Origin of the sequence: Citrobacter sp. C348 (assembly GCF_047467975.1) — a bacterium.
In the GTDB taxonomy this organism is placed as follows: Bacteria; Pseudomonadota; Gammaproteobacteria; order Enterobacterales; family Enterobacteriaceae; genus Citrobacter; species Citrobacter gillenii.
Genome location: NZ_JASJUJ010000001.1, coordinates 280,407 through 307,026 on the forward strand (window position 1 = coordinate 280,407; position 26,620 = coordinate 307,026).

The window sequence follows — 26,620 nt, forward strand, 5'->3', positions numbered from 1 at the left end:
AACGCTATCCCGACGATGCGCCTTGCTTTCATATTCCAGTTGTCGGGACGACTACATTTCGCTAAAGTCTCGCCCCTTCTTGACTGCCCTGGGGAGTTTCACGGTGTTTATTGGTTTTGACTACGGTACGGCAAACTGTTCAGTGGCCGTCATGCGTGACGGGCAGCCTCAATTGCTCAAAATGGAAAATGACAGCACGCTGCTGCCCTCCATGCTGTGCGCCCCGACGCGTGAAGCGGTCAGCGAGTGGCTGTATCGCCATCATGATGTCCCGGCAACGGATGACGAAACGCAGGCATTACTGCGTCGTGCGGTGCGCTTTAACCGCGAAGAAGACATTGATGTTAACGCCAATAGCGTGCAGTTTGGTCTGGCATCACTGGGCCAATATATTGATGACCCGGAAGAAGTCTACTTCGTTAAATCACCGAAATCGTTTCTGGGTGCCAGCGGTCTGAAGCCGCAGCAGGTCGCGCTGTTTGAAGATTTAGTCTGTGCGATGATGCTGCATATCCGCAACCAGGCACAAAACCAGCTACCTGAAGCGATAACCCAGGCCGTTATCGGTCGTCCGATCAACTTCCAGGGGTTAGGCGGCGACGACGCCAACGCCCAGGCACAAGGTATTCTTGAGCGCGCGGCCAAACGCGCCGGTTTTCAGGATGTGGTCTTCCAGTACGAGCCGGTCGCGGCTGGACTGGATTATGAAGCCACGCTGCAAAACGAGAAACGCGTGCTGGTGGTGGACATCGGCGGCGGAACCACCGACTGCTCGTTGCTGCTGATGGGTCCGCAGTGGCATCAGCGCGCCGATCGCGAAACCAGCCTGTTAGGTCACAGTGGCTGTCGCGTGGGCGGTAACGATCTGGACATCGCGCTGGCCTTTAAACACCTGATGCCATTACTCGGCATGGGAGGCGAAACCGAAAAAGGCATTGCCTTACCTATTCTGCCGTGGTGGAACGCCGTCGCCATTAACGACGTTCCTGCCCAAAGTGATTTTTACAGTACCGCCAACGGACGCTTGTTAAACGATCTGATCCGCGACGCGCGTGAAGCAGACAAAGTCGCGTTACTGCTCAAAGTCTGGCGCGAGCGTCTTAGCTACCGGCTGGTACGCAGCGCAGAAGAAAGCAAAATTGCGCTTTCCGCACAGGCTAACGTCACGGCGGCGCTGCCGTTTATCAGCGATGAACTGGCGACGGCAATCAGTCAACAGGGGCTGGAGGCGGCGCTCAATCAGCCACTGGCACGTATTCTGGAGCAGGTGCAGCTGGCGCTGGATAATGCCCAGGAAAAACCGGATGTTATTTATTTGACCGGTGGCAGCGCACGCTCACCGCTTATCAAAAAAGCGCTCGCCGAACAGCTGCCGGGGATCCCTATCGCCGGTGGCGATGATTTCGGCTCGGTGACTGCCGGTCTGGCTCGCTGGGCAGACGTGGTTTTCCGCTAAGCGGCTCGCAGGCTGAAAAGTGTGCGTATTGACATCATTGTGACTGTGGCTTATGGTCAGGAGTGAGGGTCAGGGAGGGTTACCCCTCCCTCTGGTATCTTAGTAAGCCGCGAAGCTAATCACTAAGAGTATCACCAGTATGATGACGTACTTCATCATAACCCTTTCCTTATTTTGGCCCCTTCCTCGGGAGGGGCTTTCCCGTTCCAGCGTCCCGCTGAAATCTCTGGCTTTCCTCCTTTTTGCCTTGTCCGCACTCTAGCGCACTCTTCCGCATTGGCGATTTTCACCGCCCATTGTTGCGTAACGCCTCGCAAAGCCGCGCCGCCATTCAGACGAATCCCGACAGTGTTTCATAATTCCTCCATCTTTCTCCCTGGTTAGCTGGCTAAACTAGTATCATTCCGCGAAACGTTTCAGGATGAGAAACTTATAACAATGAAAGGCAGTAACAAATCCCGCTGGGTGATAGCAATCGTGACCGTCGTGGCGGCCATCGCCGCATTTTGGTTCTGGCACAGCCGCAGTGAATCTCAGGGGAATGCCCCCGGTGCAACCGGGCAAGCACAGCACGCCGCAGGCTCAGGGCGGCGTGGAATGCGTTCTGGTCCGCTAGCCCCCGTGCAGGTTGCCACTGCCACGGAACAAGCCGTTCCGCGCTACCTGACGGGGTTGGGCACCGTGACGGCCGCGAATACCGCCACGGTTCGCAGCCGGGTAGACGGTCAGCTCATCGCGTTACACTTTCAGGAAGGACAGCAGGTCAAAGCCGGCGACCTGCTGGCTGAAATAGACCCCAGCCAGTTCAAAGTCGCCCTTGCCCAGGCGCAGGGACAGTTAGCCAAAGATACCGCGACGCTGGCAAATGCCCGTCGCGACCTGGCCCGCTATCAGCAACTGGTGAAAACCAATCTGGTCTCCCGTCAGGAACTGGATGCTCAGCAGGCATTGGTGAACGAAACGCAAGGGACGATCAAAGCCGATGAAGCCAGCGTCGCCAGCGCCCAGTTGCAGCTTGACTGGAGTCGCATCACCGCCCCTGTCGATGGCCGTGTCGGCCTGAAACTGGTCGACGTGGGTAACCAAATCTCCAGCGGTGATACCACCGGGATTGTCGTCATTACGCAAATCCATCCCATCGACCTGATCTTCACCTTGCCAGAAAACGATATTGCAACCGTGCTACGGGCGCAAAAAACGGGCAACTCGCTGAAGGTCGAAGCCTGGGATCGCACCAATTCGCAGAAACTCAGCGAAGGCGTACTGCTGAGCCTCGACAACCAGATTGACGCCACCACCGGCACCATTAAAGCAAAAGCCCGTTTTAACAATCAGGACGACACGCTGTTTCCGAACCAGTTCGTTAACGCCCGCATGCTGGTCGACACAGAACAAAACGCCATCGTGATCCCCACTGCCGCCTTACAAATGGGCAATGAAGGTCACTTTGTCTGGGTGCTGAATACAGAGAATAAAGTCAGTAAACATCTGGTCAAACCGGGCATTCAGGACAGTCAAAAAGTGGTGATTACTGCCGGGCTGTCGGCGGGCGATCGCGTCGTCACCGACGGTATTGACCGCCTGACGGAAGGGGCAAAAGTTGACGTTGTGGAGGCGCATAGCGCCACGGCCACAAACGATAAAGCCACCGCACGCGAGTACGGCAAAAAAGGAGCACGCTCCTGATGCAGGCGTTACCTCCGGACAACACCGGCGGCCCATCCCGCCTGTTTATTCTGCGCCCTGTTGCCACCACGCTGCTGATGGTGGCGATTTTACTCGCCGGGATTATAGGCTATCGCTTCCTGCCCATCGCAGCGTTGCCGGAAGTGGATTATCCGACCATTCAGGTGGTGACACTCTACCCTGGCGCCAGCCCGGATGTGATGACCTCCGCCGTGACTGCTCCGCTTGAGCGCCAGTTTGGGCAGATGTCGGGTCTAAAACAGATGTCCTCACAAAGCTCCGGTGGTGCATCCGTGGTGACATTGCAGTTTCAGCTCACGTTACCGCTGGACGTCGCCGAACAGGAAGTCCAGGCCGCGATTAATGCCGCCACCAATTTATTACCGAGCGATCTGCCCAACCCACCGGTGTACAGCAAAGTGAACCCGGCGGATCCGCCGATCATGACGCTGGCGGTGACCTCTACCGCCATGCCCATGACGCAGGTGGAAGATATGGTTGAAACCCGCGTGGCGCAGAAAATTTCCCAGGTCTCCGGCGTAGGCCTGGTGACACTGTCTGGCGGACAACGTCCGGCCGTGCGCGTAAAACTTAACGCACAGGCCATTGCCGCGTTAGGGCTGACCAGCGAAACCGTCCGCACCGCCATCACCGGCGCCAACGTCAATTCAGCCAAAGGTAGCCTGGATGGCCCAACGCGCGCCGTCACCCTGTCCGCCAACGACCAGATGCAGTCTGCCGATGAGTATCGTCAGTTAATCATTGCCTATAAAAACGGTGCGCCAGTGCGCCTCGGCGATGTCGCAACCGTCGAGCAAGGGGCGGAAAACAGCTGGCTGGGCGCGTGGGCCAATAAGCAACAAGCTATCGTGATGAACGTTCAGCGCCAGCCTGGTGCGAACATTATCTCCACCGCGGACAGCATTCGCCAGATGCTGCCTGCGCTAACAGAAAGCCTGCCAAAATCGGTCAATGTCACGGTGCTTTCGGATCGTACAACCAACATTCGTGCTTCCGTTTCCGACACCCAGTTTGAACTGATGCTGGCGATTGCGCTGGTGGTGATGATCATTTACCTGTTCCTGCGCAATATACCGGCCACGATTATTCCCGCGGTCGCCGTACCGCTGTCGCTGATAGGTACCTTTGCGGTAATGGTATTCCTCGATTTCTCGATCAATAACCTGACGCTGATGGCGCTGACCATCGCCACGGGGTTTGTGGTCGATGACGCGATTGTGGTTATCGAGAATATTTCGCGCTATATCGAAAAAGGGGAAAAACCGCTGACCGCCGCCCTTAAAGGCGCAGGCGAGATTGGTTTTACTATCATCTCATTGACGTTTTCCCTGATCGCAGTGCTGATCCCACTGCTGTTTATGGGCGATATCGTCGGGCGATTATTCCGCGAGTTCGCCGTCACGCTGGCGGTGGCGATTTTGATTTCCGCCGTCGTATCACTGACGCTCACGCCAATGATGTGCGCCCGCATGCTCAGCCAGGCGTCATTGCGCAAGCAAAACCGCTTCTCCCGTGCCTCGGAAAAAATGTTCGAGCGCGTCATTGCCGGGTACGGTCACTGGCTGGCAAAAGTGCTTAACCACCCATGGCTGACGCTTGGCGTCGCGCTCGGCACGCTGGCATTAAGCGTGATGCTGTGGATCTTTATCCCGAAGGGCTTCTTCCCGATCCAGGATAACGGCATTATTCAGGGCACATTGCAGGCACCGCAGTCCAGCTCATTTGCCAGCATGGCTCAACGCCAGCGTCAGGTCTCTGATGTGATCCTTAAAGACCCGGCAGTAGAAAGCCTGACCGCGTTCGTCGGCGTTGATGGCACCAACCCGGCGCTGAACAGCGCGCGCCTGCAAATTAACCTTAAGCCGCTGAATGAACGCGATGACCGCGTGCAAAAGGTCATCGCGCGCCTGCAGGATGCAGTGGATAACGTGCCCGGCGTCGACCTCTATCTCCAGCCTACCCAGGATCTGACCATTGATACGCAGGTGAGCCGCACCCAGTATCAGTTTACGCTGCAGGCCACCTCGCTGGACGCTCTCAGCACCTGGGTGCCGCAGCTACTGGAAAAACTGCAGCAGTTGCCGCAGCTGTCTGACGTCAGCAGTGACTGGCAGGACCAGGGACTGGTGGCGTATGTAAATGTTAATCGCGACAGCGCCAGCCGTTTAGGCATCAGCATGGCAGATGTCGATAACGCGCTGTATAACGCTTTCGGACAGCGGCTGATTTCAACCATCTACACCCAGGCAAACCAATATCGGGTGGTGTTGGAACATGATACCGCCAGTACGCCGGGGCTTTCCGCGTTGGACTCCCTTCGCCTGACCAGCAGCGACGGCGGGATCGTCCCGCTTAGCACTATCGCCAGCATTGAGCAGCGTTTTGCCCCGCTGTCGATTAACCATCTCGATCAGTTCCCGGTCACCACCATCTCGTTCAACGTGCCGGATGACCACTCGCTGGGCGATGCGGTAGAGGCAATACTGCAGGCGGAAAAAACGCTGGACCTGCCGTCAAGTATTACCACCCAGTTCCAGGGCAGTACGCTGGCCTTCCAGGCCGCGCTCGGCAACACCATCTGGCTGATTGTGGCGGCGGTCGTCGCGATGTATATCGTGCTCGGCGTGCTGTATGAGAGCTTTATTCACCCGATCACTATTCTCTCCACGCTTCCGACGGCGGGCGTCGGGGCACTGCTGGCGTTGATGATTGCCGGTAGTGAACTGGACGTTATTGCAATCATCGGTATTATTTTGCTGATTGGTATCGTCAAGAAAAATGCCATCATGATGATCGACTTTGCCCTTGCCGCTGAACGCGAACAGGGGATGGCACCGCGCGACGCCATATTCCAGGCGTGCCTGCTGCGTTTTCGCCCGATCCTGATGACCACGCTGGCGGCTCTGCTGGGAGCATTGCCGCTGATGTTAAGTACCGGCGTGGGCGCTGAGTTACGCCGCCCATTAGGTATTGGTATGGTCGGTGGACTGCTGGTCAGTCAGGTATTAACCCTGTTTACCACCCCGGTGATTTACCTGCTGTTTGACCGACTGTCGCTGTACGTGAAAAACCGCTTCCCGCGTCAGGAAGAGGACGCGTAAATGAAATTTTTTGCTCTCTTCATCCATCGTCCGGTAGCGACCATTCTCCTTTCCGTCGCCATTACCCTGTGCGGCATTCTGGGCTTTCGCCTGTTACCGGTCGCGCCGCTGCCGCAGGTAGATTTCCCGGTGATCATGGTCAGCGCCTCGCTGCCGGGAGCATCACCCGAAACCATGGCGTCATCCGTCGCCACGCCGCTGGAGCGCTCGCTCGGGCGTATCGCAGGCGTGAATGAAATGACGTCAAGCAGTTCGCTTGGCAGCACGCGCATTATTCTTGAGTTTACGTTTGATCGCGACATCAACGGCGCGGCGCGGGACGTTCAGGCCGCCATTAACGCCGCCCAAAGCCTGCTGCCCAGCGGAATGCCCAGTCGGCCAACGTACCGAAAGGCCAATCCATCCGATGCGCCTGTCATGATCCTGACGCTAACCTCGGATACTTATTCTCAGGGCGAATTGTATGATTTCGCCTCGACACAACTGGCGCAAACCATCGCGCAAATTGACGGCGTTGGCGACGTCGACGTCGGCGGCAGCTCCCTGCCCGCCGTGCGCGTTGGCCTGAACCCGCAGGCGCTGTTTAACCAGGGTGTCTCTTTGGATGACGTGCGTAGCGCGATCAATAGCGCCAACGTGCGTCAACCACAGGGCGCGCTGGAAGATGAAACCCGCCGCTGGCAGGTGCAAACCAACGACGAGCTCAAAACCGCGGCTGAGTATCAACCGCTGATTATTCACTACAACAACGGTGCGGCCGTACGTCTGGGTGACGTCGCCTCTATCACTGACTCGGTGCAGGACGTGCGTAACGCCGGGATGACCAATGCCAAACCGGCCATTCTGTTGATGATCCGCAAACTCCCGGAAGCCAACATCATCCAGACGGTGGACAGCATCCGGGCCAAATTGCCAGAGTTACAAACGCTGATCCCGGCCGCCATTGATTTGCAAATTGCCCAGGATCGTTCGCCGACCATTCGTGCGTCGCTGGAAGAAGTGGAACAGACGCTGATTATCTCCGTGGCGCTGGTTATCCTGGTGGTGTTTGTTTTCCTGCGCTCCGGGCGCGCGACGCTGATCCCCGCCGTAGCAGTGCCCGTCTCGCTGATTGGCACGTTTGCCGCCATGTATCTGTGTGGATTCAGTCTGAACAACCTGTCGCTAATGGCGCTGACCATTGCCACCGGGTTTGTGGTCGATGACGCCATCGTGGTGCTGGAAAATATATCCCGGCACCTGGAAGCGGGAATGAAGCCGCTCCAGGCGGCATTACAAGGCACGCGCGAAGTCGGATTTACAGTGCTTTCCATGAGCCTGTCGCTGGTGGCGGTGTTCCTGCCGCTGCTGTTAATGGGCGGTCTGCCGGGACGATTACTGCGGGAATTTGCCGTGACCCTGTCGGTTGCCATCGGGATTTCACTGCTGGTCTCGCTGACGCTCACACCAATGATGTGCGGATGGATGCTCAAATCCAGCGCCCCACGAGAACAGTCTCGTAAGCGAGGATTTGGCCGGGTGCTGGTTGCCTTGCAACAAAGTTACGCCACCTCGCTGCAGTGGGTGTTACGCCATACCCGAATGGTGGGCGTGGTATTACTGGCAACCATTGCGCTCAACGTCTGGCTGTATATTTCCATCCCCAAAACCTTTTTCCCGGAGCAGGACACCGGCGTTCTGATGGGGGGGATCCAGGCCGACCAAAGCATTTCGTTTCAGGCCATGCGCGGAAAGTTGCAGGATTTTATGAAGATCATCCGTGACGATCCAGCTGTGGACAACGTCACCGGTTTTACCGGCGGCTCCCGTGTTAACAGCGGCATGATGTTTATTACCCTGAAGCCGCGCGCAGAGCGCCAGCAAACCGCTCAGCAGGTGATTGACAGGCTGCGCGTGAAGTTGGCCAAAGAGCCGGGGGCGAACCTGTTTCTGATGGCGGTACAGGATATTCGCGTCGGGGGACGGCAAGCCAACGCCAGCTACCAGTACACGCTGCTGTCGGACGATCTTGCCGCATTACGGGAATGGGAACCGAAAATCCGTAAAGCGTTAGCCACCCTGCCCCAACTGGCTGACGTCAACTCCGATCAGCAGGACAACGGTGCAGAGATGAGTCTGACCTACGATCGTGACACCATGTCACGTCTGGGGATCGACGTCGAAGCCGCCAACAGCCTGCTGAATAACGCCTTTGGTCAGCGGCAAATATCGACCATCTACCAGCCGATGAACCAGTACAAAGTGGTGATGGAGGTCGACCCGCGCTACACCCAGGACATCAGCGCGCTGGATAAAATGTTTGTCATTAATAGCGATGGCAAAGCCATCCCGTTGTCGTACTTTGCTAAATGGCAACCGGCGAACGCCCCGCTGTCGGTGAACCATCAGGGGCTGTCTGCCGCCTCAACCGTGTCGTTTAACCTGCCGACCGGCGCATCACTTTCTGAGGCCACAGAAGCCATTAACCGGACCATGACCCAGCTTGGCGTCCCGTCAACGGTGCGCGGCAGTTTTGCCGGTACGGCGCAGGTTTTTCAGGATACGATGAACTCACAGGTGATCCTGATTATCGCCGCCATCGCCACGGTCTACATCGTGCTGGGTATGCTGTATGAAAGCTACGTTCACCCGCTTACTATCCTCTCAACGCTGCCTTCTGCCGGGGTGGGTGCGCTACTGGCACTGGAATTGTTCAATGCCCCGTTCAGCCTAATCGCCCTGATAGGGATCATGCTATTAATTGGCATTGTGAAGAAAAACGCCATCATGATGGTCGACTTTGCGCTTGAGGCGCAGAGAAATGGCAAGCTGACGCCGGAAGAAGCCATTTTCCAGGCCTGCCTGCTGCGTTTTCGTCCCATCATGATGACCACGCTGGCGGCACTGTTTGGCGCGCTGCCGCTGGTGTTATCGGCTGGCGATGGTTCGGAACTACGCCAGCCGTTGGGGATAACCATCGTCGGCGGGCTGGTAGTGAGCCAACTGCTGACGCTGTACACTACCCCGGTGGTGTATCTCTTTTTCGACCGTCTGCGTGTGCGTTTTTCGCGTAAAAACAGCAACCCGGTAGCAGACTTATGACAGAACTTCCCGACAGCACCCGCTGGCAGCTTTGGATTGTAGCATTCGGCTTTTTTATGCAATCGCTGGATACCACCATCGTCAACACCGCGCTTCCTGCAATGGCCAGAAGCCTCGGCGAAAGCCCGTTGCATATGCATATGGTCATTGTGTCGTATGTTTTAACCGTAGCGGTGATGCTGCCTGCCAGCGGCTGGCTGGCAGACAAGATCGGCGTACGTAATATATTCTTCACCGCCATCATCCTGTTCACGCTGGGATCGCTGTTTTGCGCCGGGTCCAGCACGCTCAATGAACTCGTTATGGCCCGCGTGTTACAGGGCGTCGGTGGTGCGATGATGGTGCCAGTCGGCCGGCTGACGGTAATGAAAATTGTCCCGCGCACGCAGTATATGGCGGCAATGACCTTCGTCACCTTACCGGGGCAAATTGGTCCGTTGCTCGGTCCGGCATTAGGCGGCATTCTGGTGGAGTATGCCTCCTGGCACTGGATTTTCCTGATTAACATTCCCGTCGGCATTATTGGGGCAATCGCCACCTTAATGCTGATGCCCAACTACACGTTGCAAACCCGACGCTTCGATCTCTCGGGATTTATGCTGCTAGCCGTTGGCATGGCGGTACTGACGCTAGCGCTGGATGGCAGCAAAGGCAGCGGGATCTCAGATATTACGCTGGCGGCGCTGGTTATCTGCGGCGTGCTGGCAATCCTTCTGTATATCAGACACGCCAGCAACAACTCGCGCGCACTGTTCAGTCTGCATCTGTTTCGCACCCCCACTTTCTCATTAGGCCTGCTTGGCAGTTTTGTCGGGCGCATTGGTAGCGGAATGTTACCGTTTATGACGCCGGTGTTTTTGCAGATTGGGCTGGGCTTTTCGCCGTTTCATGCCGGGCTGATGATGATCCCGATGGTACTGGGCAGCATGGGCATGAAGCGTATTGTGGTTCAGGTCGTCAACCGGTTTGGTTATCGTCGGGTGCTGGTTGCCACCACGCTGGGCCTGTCGCTGGTCTGCCTGTTGCTGATGACGACCGCCCTGCTCGGCTGGTATTACGTGCTGCCCTTCGTGCTGTTTTTACAAGGCATGGTCAACTCCACCCGTTTTTCATCGATGAACACCCTGACCTTAAAAGACTTACCTGACGATCTCGCCAGCAGCGGTAACAGCCTGCTGTCGATGATCATGCAGCTGTCGATGAGTATCGGGGTAACCATCGCTGGCCTGCTGTTGGGCATGTTTGGTCAACAGCATATCGCTCTCGACAGCGGCAGCACCCATACCGTCTTTATGTATACCTGGCTGTGCATTGCCCTGATTATCGCGCTGCCAGCGATGATTTTTGCCCGCGTGCCAAACGATACGCAAACCAACGCGGTGATTTCACGGCGTAAAAGGAGCAACTGATGAAGTTATGGCGACCCGGAATAACCGGCAAACTGTTTCTGGCGATTTTTGCCACCTGCATTGTGCTACTCATTAGCATGCACTGGGCCGTACGGGTAAGCTTCGAACGCGGATTTATTGACTACATCAAACACGGCAATGAACAGCGGCTACAAATGCTGAGCGACGCGCTGGGCGAACAATATCAGCAACATGGCAACTGGCGGTTTCTGCGCAATAACGATCGTTTTGTTTTTCAGATCCTGCGTTCTTTTGAACACGACAACAACGATGACAAGCCAGGCCCCGGTATGCCGCCGCACGGCTGGCGTACCCAGTTTTGGGTCATCGACCAAAACGCCCGCGTGCTGGTCGGCCCACGTGGTCCGGTTCCCGGCGACGGCACGCGCCGCCCAATCATGGTTAACGGGATCGAAGTGGGTGCCGTCATCGCGTCGCCCGTAGAACGCTTAACGCGTAATACAGATATTAATTTCGATAAACAGCAGCGCCGTACCAGTTGGCTGATCGTCGCGCTCTCCACTATCCTGGCAGCGCTGGCTACGTTTACACTGGCGCGTAGTCTGCTGGCCCCCGTCAAGCGTCTGGTGGACGGCACGCACAAGCTGGCCGCGGGGGATTTCACCACCCGCGTTGCCCCCACCAGCACCGATGAACTGGGCAAACTGGCGCAGGATTTCAACCAGTTGGCCAGTACGCTGGAAAAGAACCAGCAAATGCGCCGTGATTTTATGGCCGATATTTCTCACGAACTGCGCACGCCGCTGGCGGTGTTGCGCGGCGAGCTGGAAGCGATTCAGGATGGCGTTCGCCAGTTCACTCCAGATTCGGTGGCCTCTTTACAGGCCGAAGTGGGCACGCTGACCAAACTGGTGGACGATCTCCATCAGCTCTCAATGTCAGATGAAGGCGCCCTGGCCTACCAAAAAACCTCCCTGGATCTGATCCCGTTACTGGAAGTCGCAAGCGGCGCGTTTCGCGAGCGTTTTGCCAGCCGCGGACTGACAATACAACTCTCGCTGCCGGACAGCATGACGGTGTTTGGCGACCGGGATCGTCTGATGCAGCTGTTCAATAACCTGCTGGAAAACAGCCTGCGTTATACCGACAGCGGCGGCGGGCTGCGTATTTCTGCCGAACAGCGCGAGCGTCAGGTCCTATTGACCTTCGCCGATTCAGCTCCGGGCGTAAACGATGCACAGCTGCAAAAACTGTTTGAGCGATTTTATCGCACCGAGGGTTCGCGTAACCGCGCCAGCGGAGGCTCCGGCCTGGGTCTGGCGATTTGCGTCAATATTGTTGAGGCGCACAATGGGCATATCCGCGCCGCCCATTCGCCTTTTGGCGGGGTAAGCATTACAGTAGAGTTACCGCTGGAACGCGATTTACAGAGAGATGTATGACAGAGTTACCCATTGATGAAAACACGCCGCGTATTCTGATCGTGGAAGATGAACCCAAGCTGGGACAATTGCTTATCGACTACCTGCGTGCCGCGAGCTATGCCCCGACGCTCATCAACCACGGTGACCAGGTTTTACCGTACGTGCGCCAGACGCCACCCGATCTGATTTTGCTGGATCTGATGCTGCCAGGCACTGACGGCTTGACTCTATGCCGGGAAATTCGACGTTTCTCTGAAGTGCCGATCATGATGGTCACCGCCAAAATCGAAGAAATTGACCGTCTGTTGGGACTGGAGATCGGTGCCGATGACTACATCTGTAAACCCTACAGCCCGCGTGAAGTTGTCGCCCGCGTGAAGACAATACTGCGCCGCTGTAAACCCCAGCGCGAGTTGCAACAACTGGATGCTGCCAGCCCGCTGATCGTTGATGAAGGCCGTTTTCAGGCGTCATGGCGCGGGAAGATGCTCGACTTAACCCCGGCGGAGTTCCGCCTACTGAAAACGTTGTCGCATGAGCCGGGAAAAGTCTTCTCCCGCGAGCAGTTGCTTAACCATCTCTATGATGACTACCGGGTCGTGACCGATCGCACCATCGACAGCCATATCAAGAACCTGCGGCGCAAGCTGGAGTCGCTGGACGCCGAACAGTCGTTTATCCGCGCAGTGTACGGCGTCGGGTATCGTTGGGAAGCAGATGCCTGTCGGATAGCGTAATTAAAAAAATCTCACGCTTCGCAGTTATAGGCTACAGTGTAGGGAATTTACACCTACATCGTAGCCAAAAGGACTGTCCATGGTTCAGGATGAACGCATACTCAACGCAATGCGTGAGATGTGCAATAGCAAACTGCCGCATACTGACGAGCAACGCATCTGGCATATCGCCAATATTCCCGCACTACTGCGCGAAGCGCGCTACGATGAGCTCGACGCCCGCTTCAACCAGGCGCTGACGGACAGCTTCACCAGCCGTGAAGCTGAAAAGCGTTACTTCCTCGCCTGGACCCAAATGTGCAACCGTTTTTATGATATGGATGCTCTCGTCGATGCAGGTCCGCAAGGATTAGCTCTCATCAAAGCCTGGCAGCACGCCCGCCCGCGCTCGACTCACGCCTGGCTTGCCGAAGCCCAGTACTGGAACCACCGCGCGTGGTTTTACCGTAGCTATGGTTGGGCAGAGGAGACGTCTGCCGCAATGTGGGTTTGCGCCGGGGCCTGCAACGAGCGAATGGTCATTGCCGCATTGAATGCTATCGATTGCGAGCCACGCCAGTGGATGGTTGCCTTATTAACCAGCACCAACACAAAAGTCTTCGGTCAACCCGACTGGTTAATTGAATTTCTTGAGGGTACCGATTTCACCGGGCAACCGCTGATGCAGGTGTTAGCCAAATATCATCAGGATTCGCCGCAGGAAATGGAAACGCTGATGGCCTTTTCCGGGCTTTCTCTGGAAGATGCAGCATGCCCAAATCTACCGCGTCCAGCGGTACTACCGGATTGCAAGGGCGATGCCGAGGCTGAATACTGGCTCTCTGTGTGTCTGGCTATTTTTCCGCGCGCATTTTACGCGCTGGATGAATACATTCCATTTCAGATGCCACGCTGGGGTGGGTCACACGAGGGCATTCGTGAATTTCTGGCCTCACCAACCTGCGGCCATCTTTGTGCCGCCGAGCGCGAGCATCTGGAATTATTAATCTGGTGGGACACCTGTCGCGATCTGCGTATTAAGGAACTCGAGTACCCACCGGAACGGGAAACGTTTATCGCCAAAGCCGAAGATATTGCCCAGCGGGCGCATAGCCAAAGTTCTCGTCATCATGCGCTGGAGTGGCTGTTAACCTGCTATAACGATCTGAGCGATCTCGACGCCCTGTGGTATACCATTCAACGTGCGGTCGCGGAAAACCTCAAGCTAAGTCATTACTACACCGTGTACGCGCTAAAATTTGCGCTACGCGACTTCCCGGACACCTGGTGGATTTATAATTTCTTGCACCAGAACGCCAGGCAAACCGAGTTTTACGCCGCCAGAATCTACAGCGGTTATTTCCAGTACGCGGGATTATTCGGGTTTGAAAAAGATGAAGCACAGGGCATTGCCGTACTCGATAGCGTAGCTGCACTGGAATATAACAATAACTGGCAGTCAGCCATCAAAGATATTGACTGGCTCGATCTCCCGCAGCATTTTGCCTTACTGGCAGAGCTGGGTGCTCAGAGAAACCTGCCCTGCGCCTACTACTTGCAGGCCCTCGAATACAATAACCCAGACAACAATAGCCTGCTTCCTTATGATCCCGTTACCGCGCTAAATTATTTTCAGCGTGCAGCGGAGATTTTGCACCAACAGGTCGCGCTGCAAGAGAAGACCCCCTATCGACTGGTCGTTAACGCCGGTTACCACGCGTATCAACATGACCTGCAGGATATTCACAGCAAAATCGCCGATTGCTACGAACGTTTAGCCCAGCAAGAAACCCATGCCGGCATGCGTTCCGTTTACGAAAAAAACCTGCTTGATAATTTACATCAGGCCGATCGGTTCGGTTCGAAACAAGCCTGGAGCGTCTTCCTGCTGAAACTTCGCGAGGTAAATGATTTTACCCTGGCGCATTCCTATCTGAACATCCTGGAGGAAGAAGGCTACAACGGTACGGCGGAAGCCATGGTGACGCTGTCGTGGCTGTATGGTAATAAACACGACAAGAAACTGTTCAACATGAAAGCCAGTGCGCGCTGGGCCTATTTCTTTATTACGCTTTTCCCGGATCACGCGTTATTTACTGAATTATCTCCGCTACATTTCGATACTCTGGCGAAACGCTGTCGCTTTGCCTGGCATACCTCGAAAATTGCTGATTCAGAACTGCCGAATAAAGATATATGGAACAGATAATGCGCTTAATATTACTCTCCTTCTGCCCTCTGTTGCTGCTTTGCGCGCCTGCCAGAGCAGAAATCACCGAGCAGCAGTTACAAGCCGACTGCGCGAAAGTCCCTACCTACGCCAGCCAGGGTGAGCAGTTCTATAAAGCCAGGAACTATGCCAAAGCGCGTGAAGCCTTTGAAAAACAGGTGACCTGGAGCGAAGGTTGTCAGCTTGATGATAAAACCGTGGCGACAGCCTATAACAACGTGGCGCTAACCTGGATGCGTCAGGGTGAATGGCGCAAAGCGCAAGCCTGGCTGACCATTAATCCCAACGATGCCAAATCAATCTACAATCTGGGGCTTATCAAAGAGAAGTTAGCCGCATTGCCGAAAAGCGACTCCCCTGCCGGGGAATACTGGAACTACGCCGGTCTGGCAACCTGGGAAACGCTGATTGTTAAACCTACAGAGAAAAAATCAGACTTTCAGGTTGATTTCCAAGGGTATTATTTCGGCATGATGGCCCTCTATTACGGACCAAACATCGGTGAATTCTCAGAACTGGTCACGCTGAAAAACAATAAAGGCGTGATTGCACTCAGAGAGAGTGACTACATCCACTGCGATATCTCGCTGACGGTCACACCTGAAGGCATCGACGCCAGTACCGACGATCCGCAAAACTGCGGCTTCGGTATGTACGTGCGCGCCGACGGGCACTATCTGCGGGTTGATTGAACCCGCAAGGTTTACTGTCTCCTCGCGCAGCGCTACAATGCCCGCCCTTAATATGGGGGCACTCCCCTAACCGCCTCACCGAGTGAGGCGAGTCTGACCTGTCATCAGAACGAGAAAATTATGTTTAAACCGGAACTCCTTTCCCCGGCGGGAACGCTGAAGAACATGCGTTACGCTTTTGCCTATGGCGCAGATGCCGTCTACGCGGGCCAACCACGTTACTCCCTGCGCGTACGCAACAACGAATTCAACCACGAAAACTTACAGCTCGGCATCAATGAAGCCCATGAACTGGGTAAAAAATTCTATGTAGTGGTCAACATTGCACCACACAACGCCAAGTTGAAAACCTTCATTCGTGACCTGAAGCCGGTGGTGGAAATGGGGCCGGATGCATTAATCATGTCCGATCCAGGTCTGATTATGTTGGTGCGAGAAAACTTCCCGGACATGGATATTCACCTGTCAGTACAGGCGAACGCCGTAAACTGGGCGACGGTAAAATTCTGGAAACAGATGGGGCTGACCCGCGTGATCCTGTCCCGTGAACTGTCACTGGAAGAAATTGAAGAGATCCGCACCCAGGTGCCGGATATGGAGCTTGAAATCTTCGTTCACGGCGCACTGTGCATGGCCTACTCCGGCCGCTGCCTGCTCTCCGGTTACATCAACAAGCGTGACCCAAACCAGGGAACCTGCACCAATGCCTGCCGCTGGGAATACAACGTGCAGGAAGGCAAAGAAGATGTGGTGGGTAACATCGTGCACAAGTACGAGCCTATCCCGGTACAAAACGTTGAGCCGACGCTGGGTATTGGCGCGCCAACGGATAAAGTGTTTATGCTCGAAGAAGCCCAGCGTCCGGGCGAGTACATGACCGCGTTCGAAGACGAACACGGCACCTACATCATGAACTCCAAAGATTTACGCGCCATTGCCCACGTTGAGCGCCTGACCCAAATGGGTGTGCACTCGCTGAAAATCGAAGGTCGCACCAAGTCTTATTACTACTGCGCACGTACCGCGCAGGTGTATCGTAAAGCAATTGACGATGCCGCCGCCGGTAAACCGTTCGACCCGCAGTTGCTGGAAACGCTGGAAGGCCTGGCGCATCGCGGTTATACCGAAGGTTTCCTGCGTCGCCATACGCATGATGACTATCAGAACTACGAATATGGTTTCTCCGTTTCCGAACGCCAGCAGTTTGTCGGTGAATTCACCGGTGAGCGTAAAGGTGAACTGGCTGCGGTTATCGTGAAAAATAAATTCACCGTCGGCGATAGCCTGGAGCTGATGACCCCACAGGGCAACGTCAATTTCACGCTCGAGCAGATGGAAAATGCCAAAGGTGAAGCGATGCCTGTGGCGCCGGGCGACGGTTACACCGTCTGGATGCCGGTCCCGGAAGATATCGATCTGAATTATGCATTGTTAATGCGTAATTTTGCCGGTGAGTCCACACGCAACCCGCATGATAAGTAGTTAGTTACAGTTATTTTTCAGCGTTCGGAAGATTCTTAGAAATCGATCACATACCGCTTCGTTCAATAAGGGTATTATCCGTTTCGCTGAAAAACATAACCCATAAATGCTAGCTGTACCAGGAACCACCTCCTTAGCCTGCGTAATCTCCCTTACGCAGGCTTATTTTTTGGCTGTAATCTACCTTTCCGAAATTCAGGCGAAAAAAAACCGGGCATTACGCCCGGTCTGTGATGCGATAGAAGATTAATGTGCGGCTTCTGGCTTGTGCTTTTGTGCACTCTGGAAGCCATAGGTCAGCTCATTTTTCTCTTTATCCAGCGCTACGGTCACCTGACCGCCATCGACAAGCGAACCGAACAACAGTTCGTTGGCCAGTGGTTTCTTCAGGTTATCCTGGACTACACGCGTCATCGGACGTGCGCCCATTGCACGGTCATAGCCTTTCTCTGCCAGCCAGTCACGCGCTTCCTGACTCACTTCCAGAGAGACGCCTTTCTGATCCAACTGCACCTGAAGCTCAACAATAAATTTATCGACCACCTGATGGATTACCTCGGTAGAGAGGTGATCGAACCAGATAATGTTGTCGAGACGGTTACGGAATTCCGGCGTAAATACTTTTTTGATTTCCCCCATCGCATCAGTGCTGTTGTCCTGATGAATAAGGCCAATCGATTTACGTTCGGTTTCACGCACCCCGGCGTTGGTGGTCATCACCAGCACCACGTTGCGGAAATCCGCTTTGCGCCCGTTATTGTCGGTCAGCGTACCGTTGTCCATCACCTGCAGCAGCAGGTTGAAGACATCCGGGTGCGCTTTCTCAATTTCATCCAGCAGCAGCACCGCGTGCGGATGCTTAATGACCGCATCGGTCAGCAAACCACCCTGGTCATAGCCGACATATCCCGGAGGCGCACCAATCAGACGGCTGACGGTGTGGCGTTCCATATACTCAGACATATCAAAACGCAGCAGTTCAATACCCAGCGCTTTAGACAACTGCACCGTCACTTCGGTTTTCCCGACACCGGTCGGACCGGCAAACAGGAACGAGCCCACAGGTTTGTGTTCGTGGCCCAGGCCAGCACGGCTCATCTTGATGGCTTCGGTCAGCGCCTCAATGGCTTTATCCTGTCCGAATACCAGCATTTTCAGACGGTTGCCCAGATTCTTCAGCGTATCGCGATCGCTTTGCGACACGCTCTTCTCCGGGATCCGCGCTATGCGGGCCACCACGGACTCAATATCCGCCACATTGACGGTTTTCTTACGCTTACTGATCGGCATCAGACGCGCACGCGCGCCCGCTTCATCGATCACGTCAATCGCTTTATCCGGCAGGTGACGATCGTTGATGTATTTCACCGCCAGTTCCACCGCCGCACGTACCGCTTTGGCGGTGTAGCGAACGTCATGGTGCGCTTCGTATTTCGGTTTCAGCCCGTTGATGATCTGCACGGTCTCTTCCACCGACGGTTCCGTAATATCAATTTTCTGGAAGCGACGCGCTAACGCACGGTCTTTCTCGAAAATGTTACTGAACTCCTGGTAAGTGGTTGAGCCAATCACGCGGATCTTACCGCTTGAGAGCAGCGGTTTGATCAGGTTTGCAGCATCCACCTGGCCGCCCGATGCCGCACCCGCACCGATAATGGTGTGGATCTCATCGATAAACAGAATGCTATTGGTATCCTGTTCCAGCTGTTTCAGCAGCGCTTTAAAGCGTTTTTCGAAATCCCCGCGGTATTTGGTGCCCGCCAGCAGCGAACCAATATCCAGAGAGTAAAGCGTGCAGTCGGCCATCACTTCCGGCACATCGCCCTGGACAATACGCCAGGCCAGACCTTCGGCAATCGCGGTTTTACCGACGCCAGACTCACCGACCAGCAGCGGGTTGTTTTTACGACGACGGCACAGTACCTGAATAGCCCGCTCCAGCTCTTTTTCGCGGCCAATGAGCGGGTCAATCCCACCCACGCGAGCGAGCTGGTTAAGGTTAGTGGTGAAGTTCTCCATACGATCCTCCCCGCCAGCTTGCTCTTCGTTATTTGGCTGATTACCGGAGTCAGCAGACTGACTCGGTTCGTCTTTGCGCGTGCCATGAGAAATAAAATTCACCACGTCCAGTCGGCTAACTTCATGCTTGCGCAGCAGATAGGCCGCCTGGGATTCCTGCTCACTGAAGATGGCAACCAGTACATTGGCGCCCGTCACTTCATTACGCCCCGAGGACTGAACATGGAAGACCGCGCGTTGCAGCACACGCTGAAAACTCAACGTCGGCTGCGTGTCGCGCTCTTCTTCGCTCTCAGGCAATACGGGAGTGGTTTGTTCAATGAAGGCTTCGAGTTCCTGACGGAGCGCCACCAGGTCCACAGAACACGCTTCCAGCGCTTCGCGGGCCGATGGGTTACTGAGCAACGCCAGTAACAAGTGCTCGACGGTCATAAACTCATGTCGGTGCTCGCGCGCTCTGGCGAAAGCCATGTTTAAACTGAGTTCCAGTTCTTGATTGAGCATAGGCACCTCCCCCAATGTTTATGCCTGATTCAGGCTTTTTCCAGCGTACATAGCAACGGATGCTCGTTCTCCCTCGCATATTTGTTCACCATCGCCACTTTGGTCTCAGCCACTTCGGCGGTAAATACGCCGCAAATAGCCTTACCTTGATAGTGAACAGCAAGCATCAGTTGCGTTGCACGTTCTACATCATAAGAAAAGAATTTTTGTAACACGTCAATAACAAACTCCATCGGAGTGTAATCATCATTGACTAATATCACTTTATACATAGATGGCGGTTTTAGCGCGTCGCGCAATTTATCTTCCGCCAGCAGATCGAAATCCAGCCAGTCGTTCGTCTTACCCATTGTCAGTCGTCATCTTCAGTTACGGTTACCGGCAGAATAACTTGCCGCTGACAAGAGCCTATGCGCACAATCAATCTACCTCAATTATTAGATAACTATCATCTATCAGTGTCATCCGCGACATCTGTCACATATCCGACAATAGCGTTAACTGCTTCAAATTTTGATGCATTTTTACCCGATTCCGCCCGTCTGGCGCTTGACGCCCCGCCTGATTTCTCTAAATTGTAGTCTCGAGAGTTGGCGAGGTTTTGAACAGCCCCCACTCCGCCACCGGTTCATTCCATCTTACTTATATAAGATTTACGAAGGATGTCGAAGTATGGAAACGGGTACTGTTAAGTGGTTCAACAATGCCAAAGGGTTCGGTTTCATCTGCCCTGAAGGCGGCGGCGAAGATATCTTCGCTCATTACTCCACCATTCAGATGGATGGTTACAGAACGCTAAAAGCCGGACAATCTGTCCAGTTTGATGTCCACCAGGGTCCAAAAGGCAATCACGCCAGCCTTATTGTGCCCGTACTTGAAGCAGAAGCTGTCGCATAGCTCTTCTGTCTCATTGTGTACATCCTGCAGACAAAATGCCAGCCCCCAGAGCTGGCATTTTTATTTCTTTTTCAATACAACACGTTATTCCCGCGCCAGGGCATCCACCGGGTCCAGCCTTGCCGCGTTGCGCGCCGGGAGCCAGCCGAACAAAATCCCGGTCGCCGTTGAACACAAGAAAGCCGTCAACAGGGCGAAAGGTGAGAATCCGATTTCCCAACCGGGCAGGAAAAGCTGTAGCGTGAAAGCAATCAGCATCGATAAACTGATACCGAGCGCCCCACCAACGAGACACACCAGCACAGCTTCAATCAAAAACTGCTGCAGTACATCACTGGCGCGCGCGCCAACCGCCATACGAATGCCAATCTCGCGCGTTCGTTCGGTGACGGAAACCAGCATAATATTCATCACACCGATCCCGCCCACCACCAGCGAAATGACCGCCACCAGAGTCAGGAACAGCTGTAAGGTACGCGTGGTTTTTTCAGCGGTTTTCAGAACGCCATCCATATTCCAGGTGAAGAAATCTTTTTTACCATGCCGCAACGACAGCAGTCGGGTAAGCTGTTGCTCCGCCTGAGTGCTGTCAAAACCTTCCTTCACGCGAACGGTAATAGAGTTCAGCCACGATTGCCCCATAATGCGCCCGGACATGGTGCTGTAAGGCAGCCAGACCCGCAGAATTTTGCTGCTGCCAAACATCGACTGCTTCTCTTCCGCCACACCAATCACGGTGGCCGGCATATTGCCGACCAGCACGACCTCACCCACCACCTTCGCTTTATTCGGGAACAACTGGCGTCGGGTGTTACTGTCCAGCACCACCACCTGCGCCCGACCATTTAACTGCTCGGTGTTAAAGGTGTTTCCCTCGCTGAACGTCATACCATAGACATTGAAGTAATCGCCGCTCACACCATTAGCGCTGGCTGCCACGTCGATGTTGCCATAACGCAGCCGTAGGTTCTTCGACACGGCAGGCGTCACGGAACTGACCCACGGTTGCTTCTGAATCGCCGTCAGATCGTCATACTTCAGCGCTTGCTGATATTGCGGGTCATCGTCACCAAAATCTTTGCCGGGATAGATATCAATAGTATTTGTGCCGATAGCGCGAATATCGGCCAGTACCAGCTGTTTTGCTGCATCGCCGACCACCACAATCGACACCACCGACGCGATACCAATAATGATGCCCAGCATAGTGAGCAACGTACGCATTTTGTTGGCAGCCATGGCCAGCCAGGCCATGGTCAGCGCCTCGCGAAAACCGCTGACAAACTGACTCCAGCCGGATGCCGTCGTTACCGTAGGTTCGGTTATACCGTGTCCGCTGGCGGTTTTGTGCGACGGTGGATTGCGCACAATTTCACCGTCACGAATTTCAATCACCCGTTCAGCCTGCGCCGCAACCTGCGGGTCGTGGGTGACAATAATCACCGTATGCCCGCGATCGCGCAGCTGATGCAGAATGGCCATCACCTCTTCGCCGGAATGGCTGTCCAGTGCACCAGTAGGTTCGTCTGCGAGAATGACCTGTCCGCCGTTCATCAACGCACGCGCAATACTGACGCGCTGCTGCTGGCCACCGGAAAGCTGGGAAGGTTGATAATCCACACGATCGCCCAATCCCAGGCGCTGCAGTAACGCGTGTGCCCGCGTCAGACGCTGCTTGCGTTCGGTTCCGGCATAGACCGCTGGCACCTCCACGTTTTGCGCCGCCGTTAAATGCGAGAGCAAATGATAGCGCTGAAAAATAAAACCGAAATGCTCGCGCCGCAGTTGCGCTAACGCATCACTATCGAGCGTGGAGACGTCACGCCCCGCTACCCGATACGTGCCGCTGGAAGGCTTATCCAGACAGCCGAGGATATTCATCAGCGTCGATTTCCCCGAACCAGACGCCCCGACAATCGCCACCATTTCACCCGCCTGGATGCTCAAAGAAACGTCCTTTAGCACCTCTACCTGCCCTTCGCCTGACGGGTAGCTGCGGCGGATATGGCTCAGCTCAAGCAACGCCGTCATTGTGCCGCTCCGGGTTTCGCCTCGCTGATGATGACTTCATCACCCTCTTCCAGCCCTTTGACGATTTCCACATCGGTATCGTTACGGGCACCGATAGAAACTTCGCGCTCGCGGGTTTCGCCGTTGCGCAGCAGCCTGACGTTATAGCGGTTGTCGCCAACAGGCTCGCCCAGCGCCGCCAGCGGGATGGTCAGCACGTTTTTGACGTCCGTCAGTTGGATATGTACCTGCGCGGTCATATCCAGGCGCAGGATCCCTTTCGGGTTGGGTACTTCGAAGCGGGCATAGTAGAAAATCGCGTCGTTCACTTTCTCAGGCGTCGGCAGCACATCTTTGAGCGTACCTTCGTAGCGCGTCTGCGGATCGCCCAGCACGGTAAACCAGGCTTTTTGCCCCGGATGCAGGTGAATGACATCGGCCTCGGAAACCTGGGCTTTAACCAGCATCGTGCTCATGTCGGCCAGCGTCAGAATGTTGGGGGCCTGCTGGGCGGCGATCACGGTTTGCCCCTGCAGGGTGGTAATTTGCGTCACTTCGCCAGCCATTGGCGCCACAATACGGGTGTAGTCAAGGTTCGTTTTTGCCGTATCAAGAGAAGCCTGATTACGCTTAATTTGTGCGTCAATAGTGCCAATTTGCGCCTGTTTGACCGCCATCTGCGTGGCTGCCGTATCAAGATCCTGCTGCGAAACCGCCTGCGTTTTAGCAAGCTGTTGCTGGCGAGAAAGCGTCACCCGCGCCAGTTTCCACTCGGCCTCAGCCTGCATACGTTGGGCACGTAATTCCATCAGCGTGGCTTCGACTTCTTTGATCTGGTTTTGCGCCTGCTCAGGATCAATAACGCCAAGCAGCTGATCTTTTTTGACTTTATCGCCAATCGCCACGGACAGCGTTTTTAACTGCCCGCTCACCTGCGCACCGACGTCAACTTTGCGCAGCGCATCCAGCTTCCCGGTTGCCAATACGCTTTGCTGAAGATCGCCGGGTCGCACAATTAATGTGTGATATTGCGGCAATGGCGCATTAAGCGTTCGCCAAAGTGCAATTACCGCCACAATAATGATGGCTGCGAAGATAAAATAGCGTTTTTTGATTTTTCTCTTGAGCTTCATAAATGTCCCAATTCCCCGAAAACGTCCACCAGAGTGGCGTGTTAAACGTCAACGATAAATAAATAGCCGTTGAAAAGCGTCAAGAATAACAGAGTTATTGATGAATGGTTAAGATCCGCTGTGCTGAAATTACTGCAAATACGTCTCAGAATTCCATCGGATTTATATTATGAGTCAACTAACTGAAAGTACTTTTCATTCTTCCAAACCAGCAACAAGTTTTGGTCTTTTTTTCAGATTAACTACCGGTCAATGGCGGCCCGGAAAATTTTGGCATAAGCGAAGCTTTCGCCGTAAGTTTATGTTGCGCTCATTACTCATCCCGCGGTTAACTCACGAATGGATGGCTGAACTTACACAATGGCCGGAGCTAGATAACCTGCTCACCCGTCAGCCCCGGCTACCGGTCCGTCTTCATCGTCCGTATCTTGCATTAAACCTCGATCGAAAAATGAAGCTGGATGCTGTGCGATTTCACTACAACTTTATCCGCCATTCATTTTCATCTGCAGAATTAAACGGATATTTAAGCCCTGAAGGGTTACAACTTGCACAATTTGAGGGCAAAGAGGGTGAATTATTCACCCTGGTATTAACGACATTCATTGCCCTGGATAAAGAAGGTGAAAGCACAATACTTTTGCGTAATAGTGTCGGTGAAACGTTGGCGGAAATAACCTTTACGATTTGTGAGCATGAAGAGAAAGCCACTGTTTTTATTGGTGGATTGCAAGGAGGAAGCCGCCTGTTGCCTCACGAAGCAATACAAAAAGCAACGAAGTCCTGTCACGGAATTTTCCCAAAACGGGTTGTGATGGAAGCGATTTGCCGTTTAGCCGAACGGTTGAATATCGAAAACGTGATGGCCGTCAGCAATGAACAGCATATCTTTCGCAGCCCGCGTTACCATGATAAAAATAAGGTTATTCTTTCCGACTATAATGCGTTTTGGGCGTCGGTTGGCGGTGAATGCGACAGCCGCGGGTATTACCATATTCCACGCACGCTGGCGCGAAAAAGCGAGGCGGAGATTGCCAGTAAGAAGCGAGCGGAATATCGCCGCCGCTATCAATTACTGGACACTATCCACGAACAGCTGTCGCTGATGTTCCGCCACTAATCAGCACGTCCGCGTGCCAGCCACAGCACGCGCGAAAACATTTTTCGCAGCAGGGTGGGAACGGCATCAACACCGCGCCGCCCTGCTTCCATTGCCACTTCAATCGCCAGATCCGGTTTTGACGAACGATGAATCGCCTTGGAGATAATTTTTCGCATATTCATCGGCACGTTTTCCGGGATTTGCGCCACCCGGTGAAAGACGTCTGAGAAGCCCTGGCGATACATAAAGTGTTCCATATCCAGAGCGGGCAGCATCGTCAGGTGCTCTCGCTCTTCTTCCCTGTCGTCGCTTAGCAGACTGCGCACAGTCGCGGCATATTTTTTCCCGGCCTCATCGCCATCAACCAACACGTGCCACTCTATTCCCATCCGCCGGGCGAATTTCACCAGCGGTTTAAGCCCGGACTGGGCAAATTCAATCACTTTAATCCCTTCGGCATCAAAGTGATGACCGCACTGACGGGCCAGCTCATTAATCACCCAGGTTTCCGTTTCGCCTTCCACCAGCAGCCAGCAGCGGGCAAATAATGACGATGCGCGATTAAAGCGGATATGAAAGGCAATCCGCCGACCGTCTTCTGCACTCAGACCACCCGGTCCCAGCCGCCAGGCGGCGACACGGGAAGACTCACGCACCAGGCGCACAACATGCTCTACGGGGGTAAGCGACAGCAATTCACCGGAGTTGGTGGTCGCCACACGCTGCAGAGGTAACAGATTCAGCAACTGCCAGGCCACTGACAACATGATGGGATGCAAACGCGTTTCCGGATCTTCAACCAGCAATAAAGGACGGGCGTCTTTGTCCAGCCTGAGCGTACCTTTGGCCTGCAACAGCGTTGAAAACAGGCCCAGCAGGATCACGCGATGCGTGCGACCGCCAGGCTTATCAATCATCCGGTTGATAATATCCAGATAGCGCCAGCTGCGCTGCTCATTATTGGAGCGCCGACGCATCAGACGATAGCGCGACTGGCCCGCACCCTGCTCAGAAAAGTAGTGTTCCAGCAGTTGTACCATCGCCGACAGCCCCTGGCGGATCTGGCCGTCCGTCAGATTTTGTGGCCGGGTTGCCAGTTCACGCGCCAGGAAATCCAGCTGGCGGGCGGTCACTTCGACTTCCGCAATATTCGGCACCGTGCCGTTGCGGATACGCCGCATAAAGCGCGCATCGCGCAGTCGCAACACCGGCATCAGACGCACGAGGTGGCACGCCAGGTCGTTAATATTGTCGAGCGCGAGCGGACGCCCTTCACCATCAAGGAAACTACGCAGCGTCAGGACGCTACCATCATCCGCACACTCGCCCTCCAGACGATAGAAAATACGGTGATAGTCATCGTGACAGGGAGACCAGCAGGCTTCCAGCGGACGATAGCGGCGCACCCGATGACGGCCCGGCTGCGATTCACGAAAAGTAAGAATAATATGTAGATGATGTTCCCGGCCCTGAATATCGCCCGGCGGAAACCAGAAGTCTTCACGGTCAAAATGATACAAGTCCGATTCCGGTGACAGCAGCAAGGTCAGTGCATCCAACAGGCTGGACTTACCCCACGCGTTCTCCCCAATCAGCACGTTGTTCTGCTCCAGCATCAACGACAGCCGATTAATACCACGAAACCCAACAATCTCAACGCGTTCGAGAATCATATAGCCTCCGGAAATGCTAACTT

At 54.7% G+C, this 26,620-nt stretch carries 18 protein-coding genes; 12 read left to right on the forward strand and 6 right to left on the reverse strand.

The window, feature by feature from the left end; genetic code table 11:
• Nucleotides 1-103: 103 nt before the first annotated feature.
• On the forward strand, nucleotides 104-1,456 hold the full coding sequence (yegD, locus tag QNN86_RS01405) for a molecular chaperone (protein WP_181617277.1): 1,353 nt from the start codon (nucleotides 104-106) through the stop codon (nucleotides 1,454-1,456).
• A gap of 99 nt (nucleotides 1,457-1,555) precedes the next feature.
• Here the strand turns inward: yegD and QNN86_RS01410 are convergent, their stop codons facing one another.
• A complete protein-coding gene (locus QNN86_RS01410) occupies nucleotides 1,556-1,615 on the reverse strand; it encodes a type I toxin-antitoxin system Ibs family toxin (RefSeq protein ID WP_101741518.1) in 60 nt (19 codons plus the stop codon).
• Nucleotides 1,616-1,894: 279 nt separating this feature from the next.
• On the opposite strand from QNN86_RS01410, the gene QNN86_RS01415 reads away from it, so the two are divergent.
• The 9 genes from QNN86_RS01415 to yegQ all read left to right on the forward strand — a co-directional run bounded on the left by QNN86_RS01415 (nucleotide 1,895) and on the right by yegQ (nucleotide 17,259).
• Nucleotides 1,895-3,142, forward strand: coding sequence for an MdtA/MuxA family multidrug efflux RND transporter periplasmic adaptor subunit (locus QNN86_RS01415; protein WP_181617278.1), 1,248 nt, complete (start codon nucleotides 1,895-1,897; stop codon nucleotides 3,140-3,142).
• Nucleotides 3,142-6,264: an MdtB/MuxB family multidrug efflux RND transporter permease subunit gene (locus QNN86_RS01420; RefSeq protein WP_115258087.1), complete on the forward strand. Its 3,123-nt coding sequence runs from the start codon at nucleotides 3,142-3,144 to the stop codon at nucleotides 6,262-6,264. Before QNN86_RS01415 ends, QNN86_RS01420 begins: the two co-directional genes overlap by 1 nt.
• Nucleotides 6,265-9,345: a multidrug efflux RND transporter permease subunit MdtC gene (mdtC, locus tag QNN86_RS01425; RefSeq protein WP_414210525.1), complete on the forward strand. Its 3,081-nt coding sequence runs from the start codon at nucleotides 6,265-6,267 to the stop codon at nucleotides 9,343-9,345.
• Nucleotides 9,342-10,754 (forward strand): MFS transporter, encoded by a 1,413-nt coding sequence (locus tag QNN86_RS01430; RefSeq protein WP_414210526.1) that lies wholly within the window; start codon nucleotides 9,342-9,344, stop codon nucleotides 10,752-10,754. Before mdtC ends, QNN86_RS01430 begins: the two co-directional genes overlap by 4 nt.
• The gene (gene baeS / locus QNN86_RS01435) at nucleotides 10,754-12,157 is read left to right on the forward strand and encodes a two-component system sensor histidine kinase BaeS (RefSeq protein ID WP_137399512.1); all 1,404 of its coding nucleotides are present in this window, start codon (nucleotides 10,754-10,756) and stop codon (nucleotides 12,155-12,157) included. Before QNN86_RS01430 ends, baeS begins: the two co-directional genes overlap by 1 nt.
• The gene (baeR, locus tag QNN86_RS01440; protein WP_115258084.1) at nucleotides 12,154-12,876 is read left to right on the forward strand and encodes a two-component system response regulator BaeR; all 723 of its coding nucleotides are present in this window, start codon (nucleotides 12,154-12,156) and stop codon (nucleotides 12,874-12,876) included. The genes baeS and baeR overlap by 4 nt, the downstream gene beginning before the upstream one ends.
• A 79-nt stretch (nucleotides 12,877-12,955) precedes the next feature.
• A complete protein-coding gene (locus QNN86_RS01445; protein WP_414210527.1) occupies nucleotides 12,956-15,064 on the forward strand; it encodes a DUF4034 domain-containing protein in 2,109 nt (702 codons plus the stop codon).
• Entirely contained in the window at nucleotides 15,064-15,777 is a 714-nt protein-coding gene (locus tag QNN86_RS01450) for a tetratricopeptide repeat protein (protein ID WP_414210528.1), read from the forward strand. The genes QNN86_RS01445 and QNN86_RS01450 overlap by 1 nt, the downstream gene beginning before the upstream one ends.
• A gap of 120 nt (nucleotides 15,778-15,897) precedes the next feature.
• A complete protein-coding gene (gene yegQ, locus QNN86_RS01455; protein WP_115258081.1) occupies nucleotides 15,898-17,259 on the forward strand; it encodes a tRNA 5-hydroxyuridine modification protein YegQ in 1,362 nt (453 codons plus the stop codon).
• Between the two features lie 246 nt (nucleotides 17,260-17,505).
• Here yegQ and clpA read toward each other — a convergent pair whose 3' ends face one another.
• Together clpA and clpS are read right to left on the reverse strand one after the other, a co-directional pair.
• Entirely contained in the window at nucleotides 17,506-19,782 is a 2,277-nt protein-coding gene (gene clpA / locus QNN86_RS01460) for an ATP-dependent Clp protease ATP-binding subunit ClpA (RefSeq protein ID WP_096756564.1), read from the reverse strand.
• A gap of 29 nt (nucleotides 19,783-19,811) precedes the next feature.
• A complete protein-coding gene (gene clpS, locus QNN86_RS01465; RefSeq protein ID WP_003036810.1) occupies nucleotides 19,812-20,132 on the reverse strand; it encodes an ATP-dependent Clp protease adapter ClpS in 321 nt (106 codons plus the stop codon).
• A gap of 322 nt (nucleotides 20,133-20,454) precedes the next feature.
• Here clpS and cspD point away from each other — a divergent pair, with 322 nt between their 5' ends.
• Complete coding sequence (gene cspD, locus QNN86_RS01470; protein ID WP_096756563.1) at nucleotides 20,455-20,679, forward strand: cold shock-like protein CspD; 225 nt, start codon at nucleotides 20,455-20,457, stop codon at nucleotides 20,677-20,679.
• An 84-nt stretch (nucleotides 20,680-20,763) separates the two neighbouring features.
• Here cspD and macB read toward each other — a convergent pair whose 3' ends face one another.
• Together macB and macA are read right to left on the reverse strand one after the other, a co-directional pair.
• The gene (macB, locus tag QNN86_RS01475) at nucleotides 20,764-22,710 is read right to left on the reverse strand and encodes a macrolide ABC transporter ATP-binding protein/permease MacB (RefSeq protein WP_414210529.1); all 1,947 of its coding nucleotides are present in this window, start codon (nucleotides 22,708-22,710) and stop codon (nucleotides 20,764-20,766) included.
• On the reverse strand, nucleotides 22,707-23,822 hold the full coding sequence (gene macA / locus QNN86_RS01480; RefSeq protein WP_279277951.1) for a macrolide transporter subunit MacA: 1,116 nt from the start codon (nucleotides 23,820-23,822) through the stop codon (nucleotides 22,707-22,709). The genes macB and macA overlap by 4 nt, the downstream gene beginning before the upstream one ends.
• Before the next feature lie 169 nt (nucleotides 23,823-23,991).
• Between macA and QNN86_RS01485 the strand changes: the two genes are divergently transcribed.
• On the forward strand, nucleotides 23,992-24,942 hold the full coding sequence (locus QNN86_RS01485) for a VirK/YbjX family protein (protein WP_181617290.1): 951 nt from the start codon (nucleotides 23,992-23,994) through the stop codon (nucleotides 24,940-24,942).
• Here QNN86_RS01485 and QNN86_RS01490 read toward each other — a convergent pair.
• Nucleotides 24,939-26,597, reverse strand: a complete 1,659-nt coding sequence (locus QNN86_RS01490; RefSeq protein WP_181617291.1) for an ATP-dependent endonuclease — start codon at nucleotides 26,595-26,597, stop codon at nucleotides 24,939-24,941. The genes QNN86_RS01485 and QNN86_RS01490 overlap by 4 nt on opposite strands.
• Nucleotides 26,598-26,620: the final 23 nt, after the last annotated feature.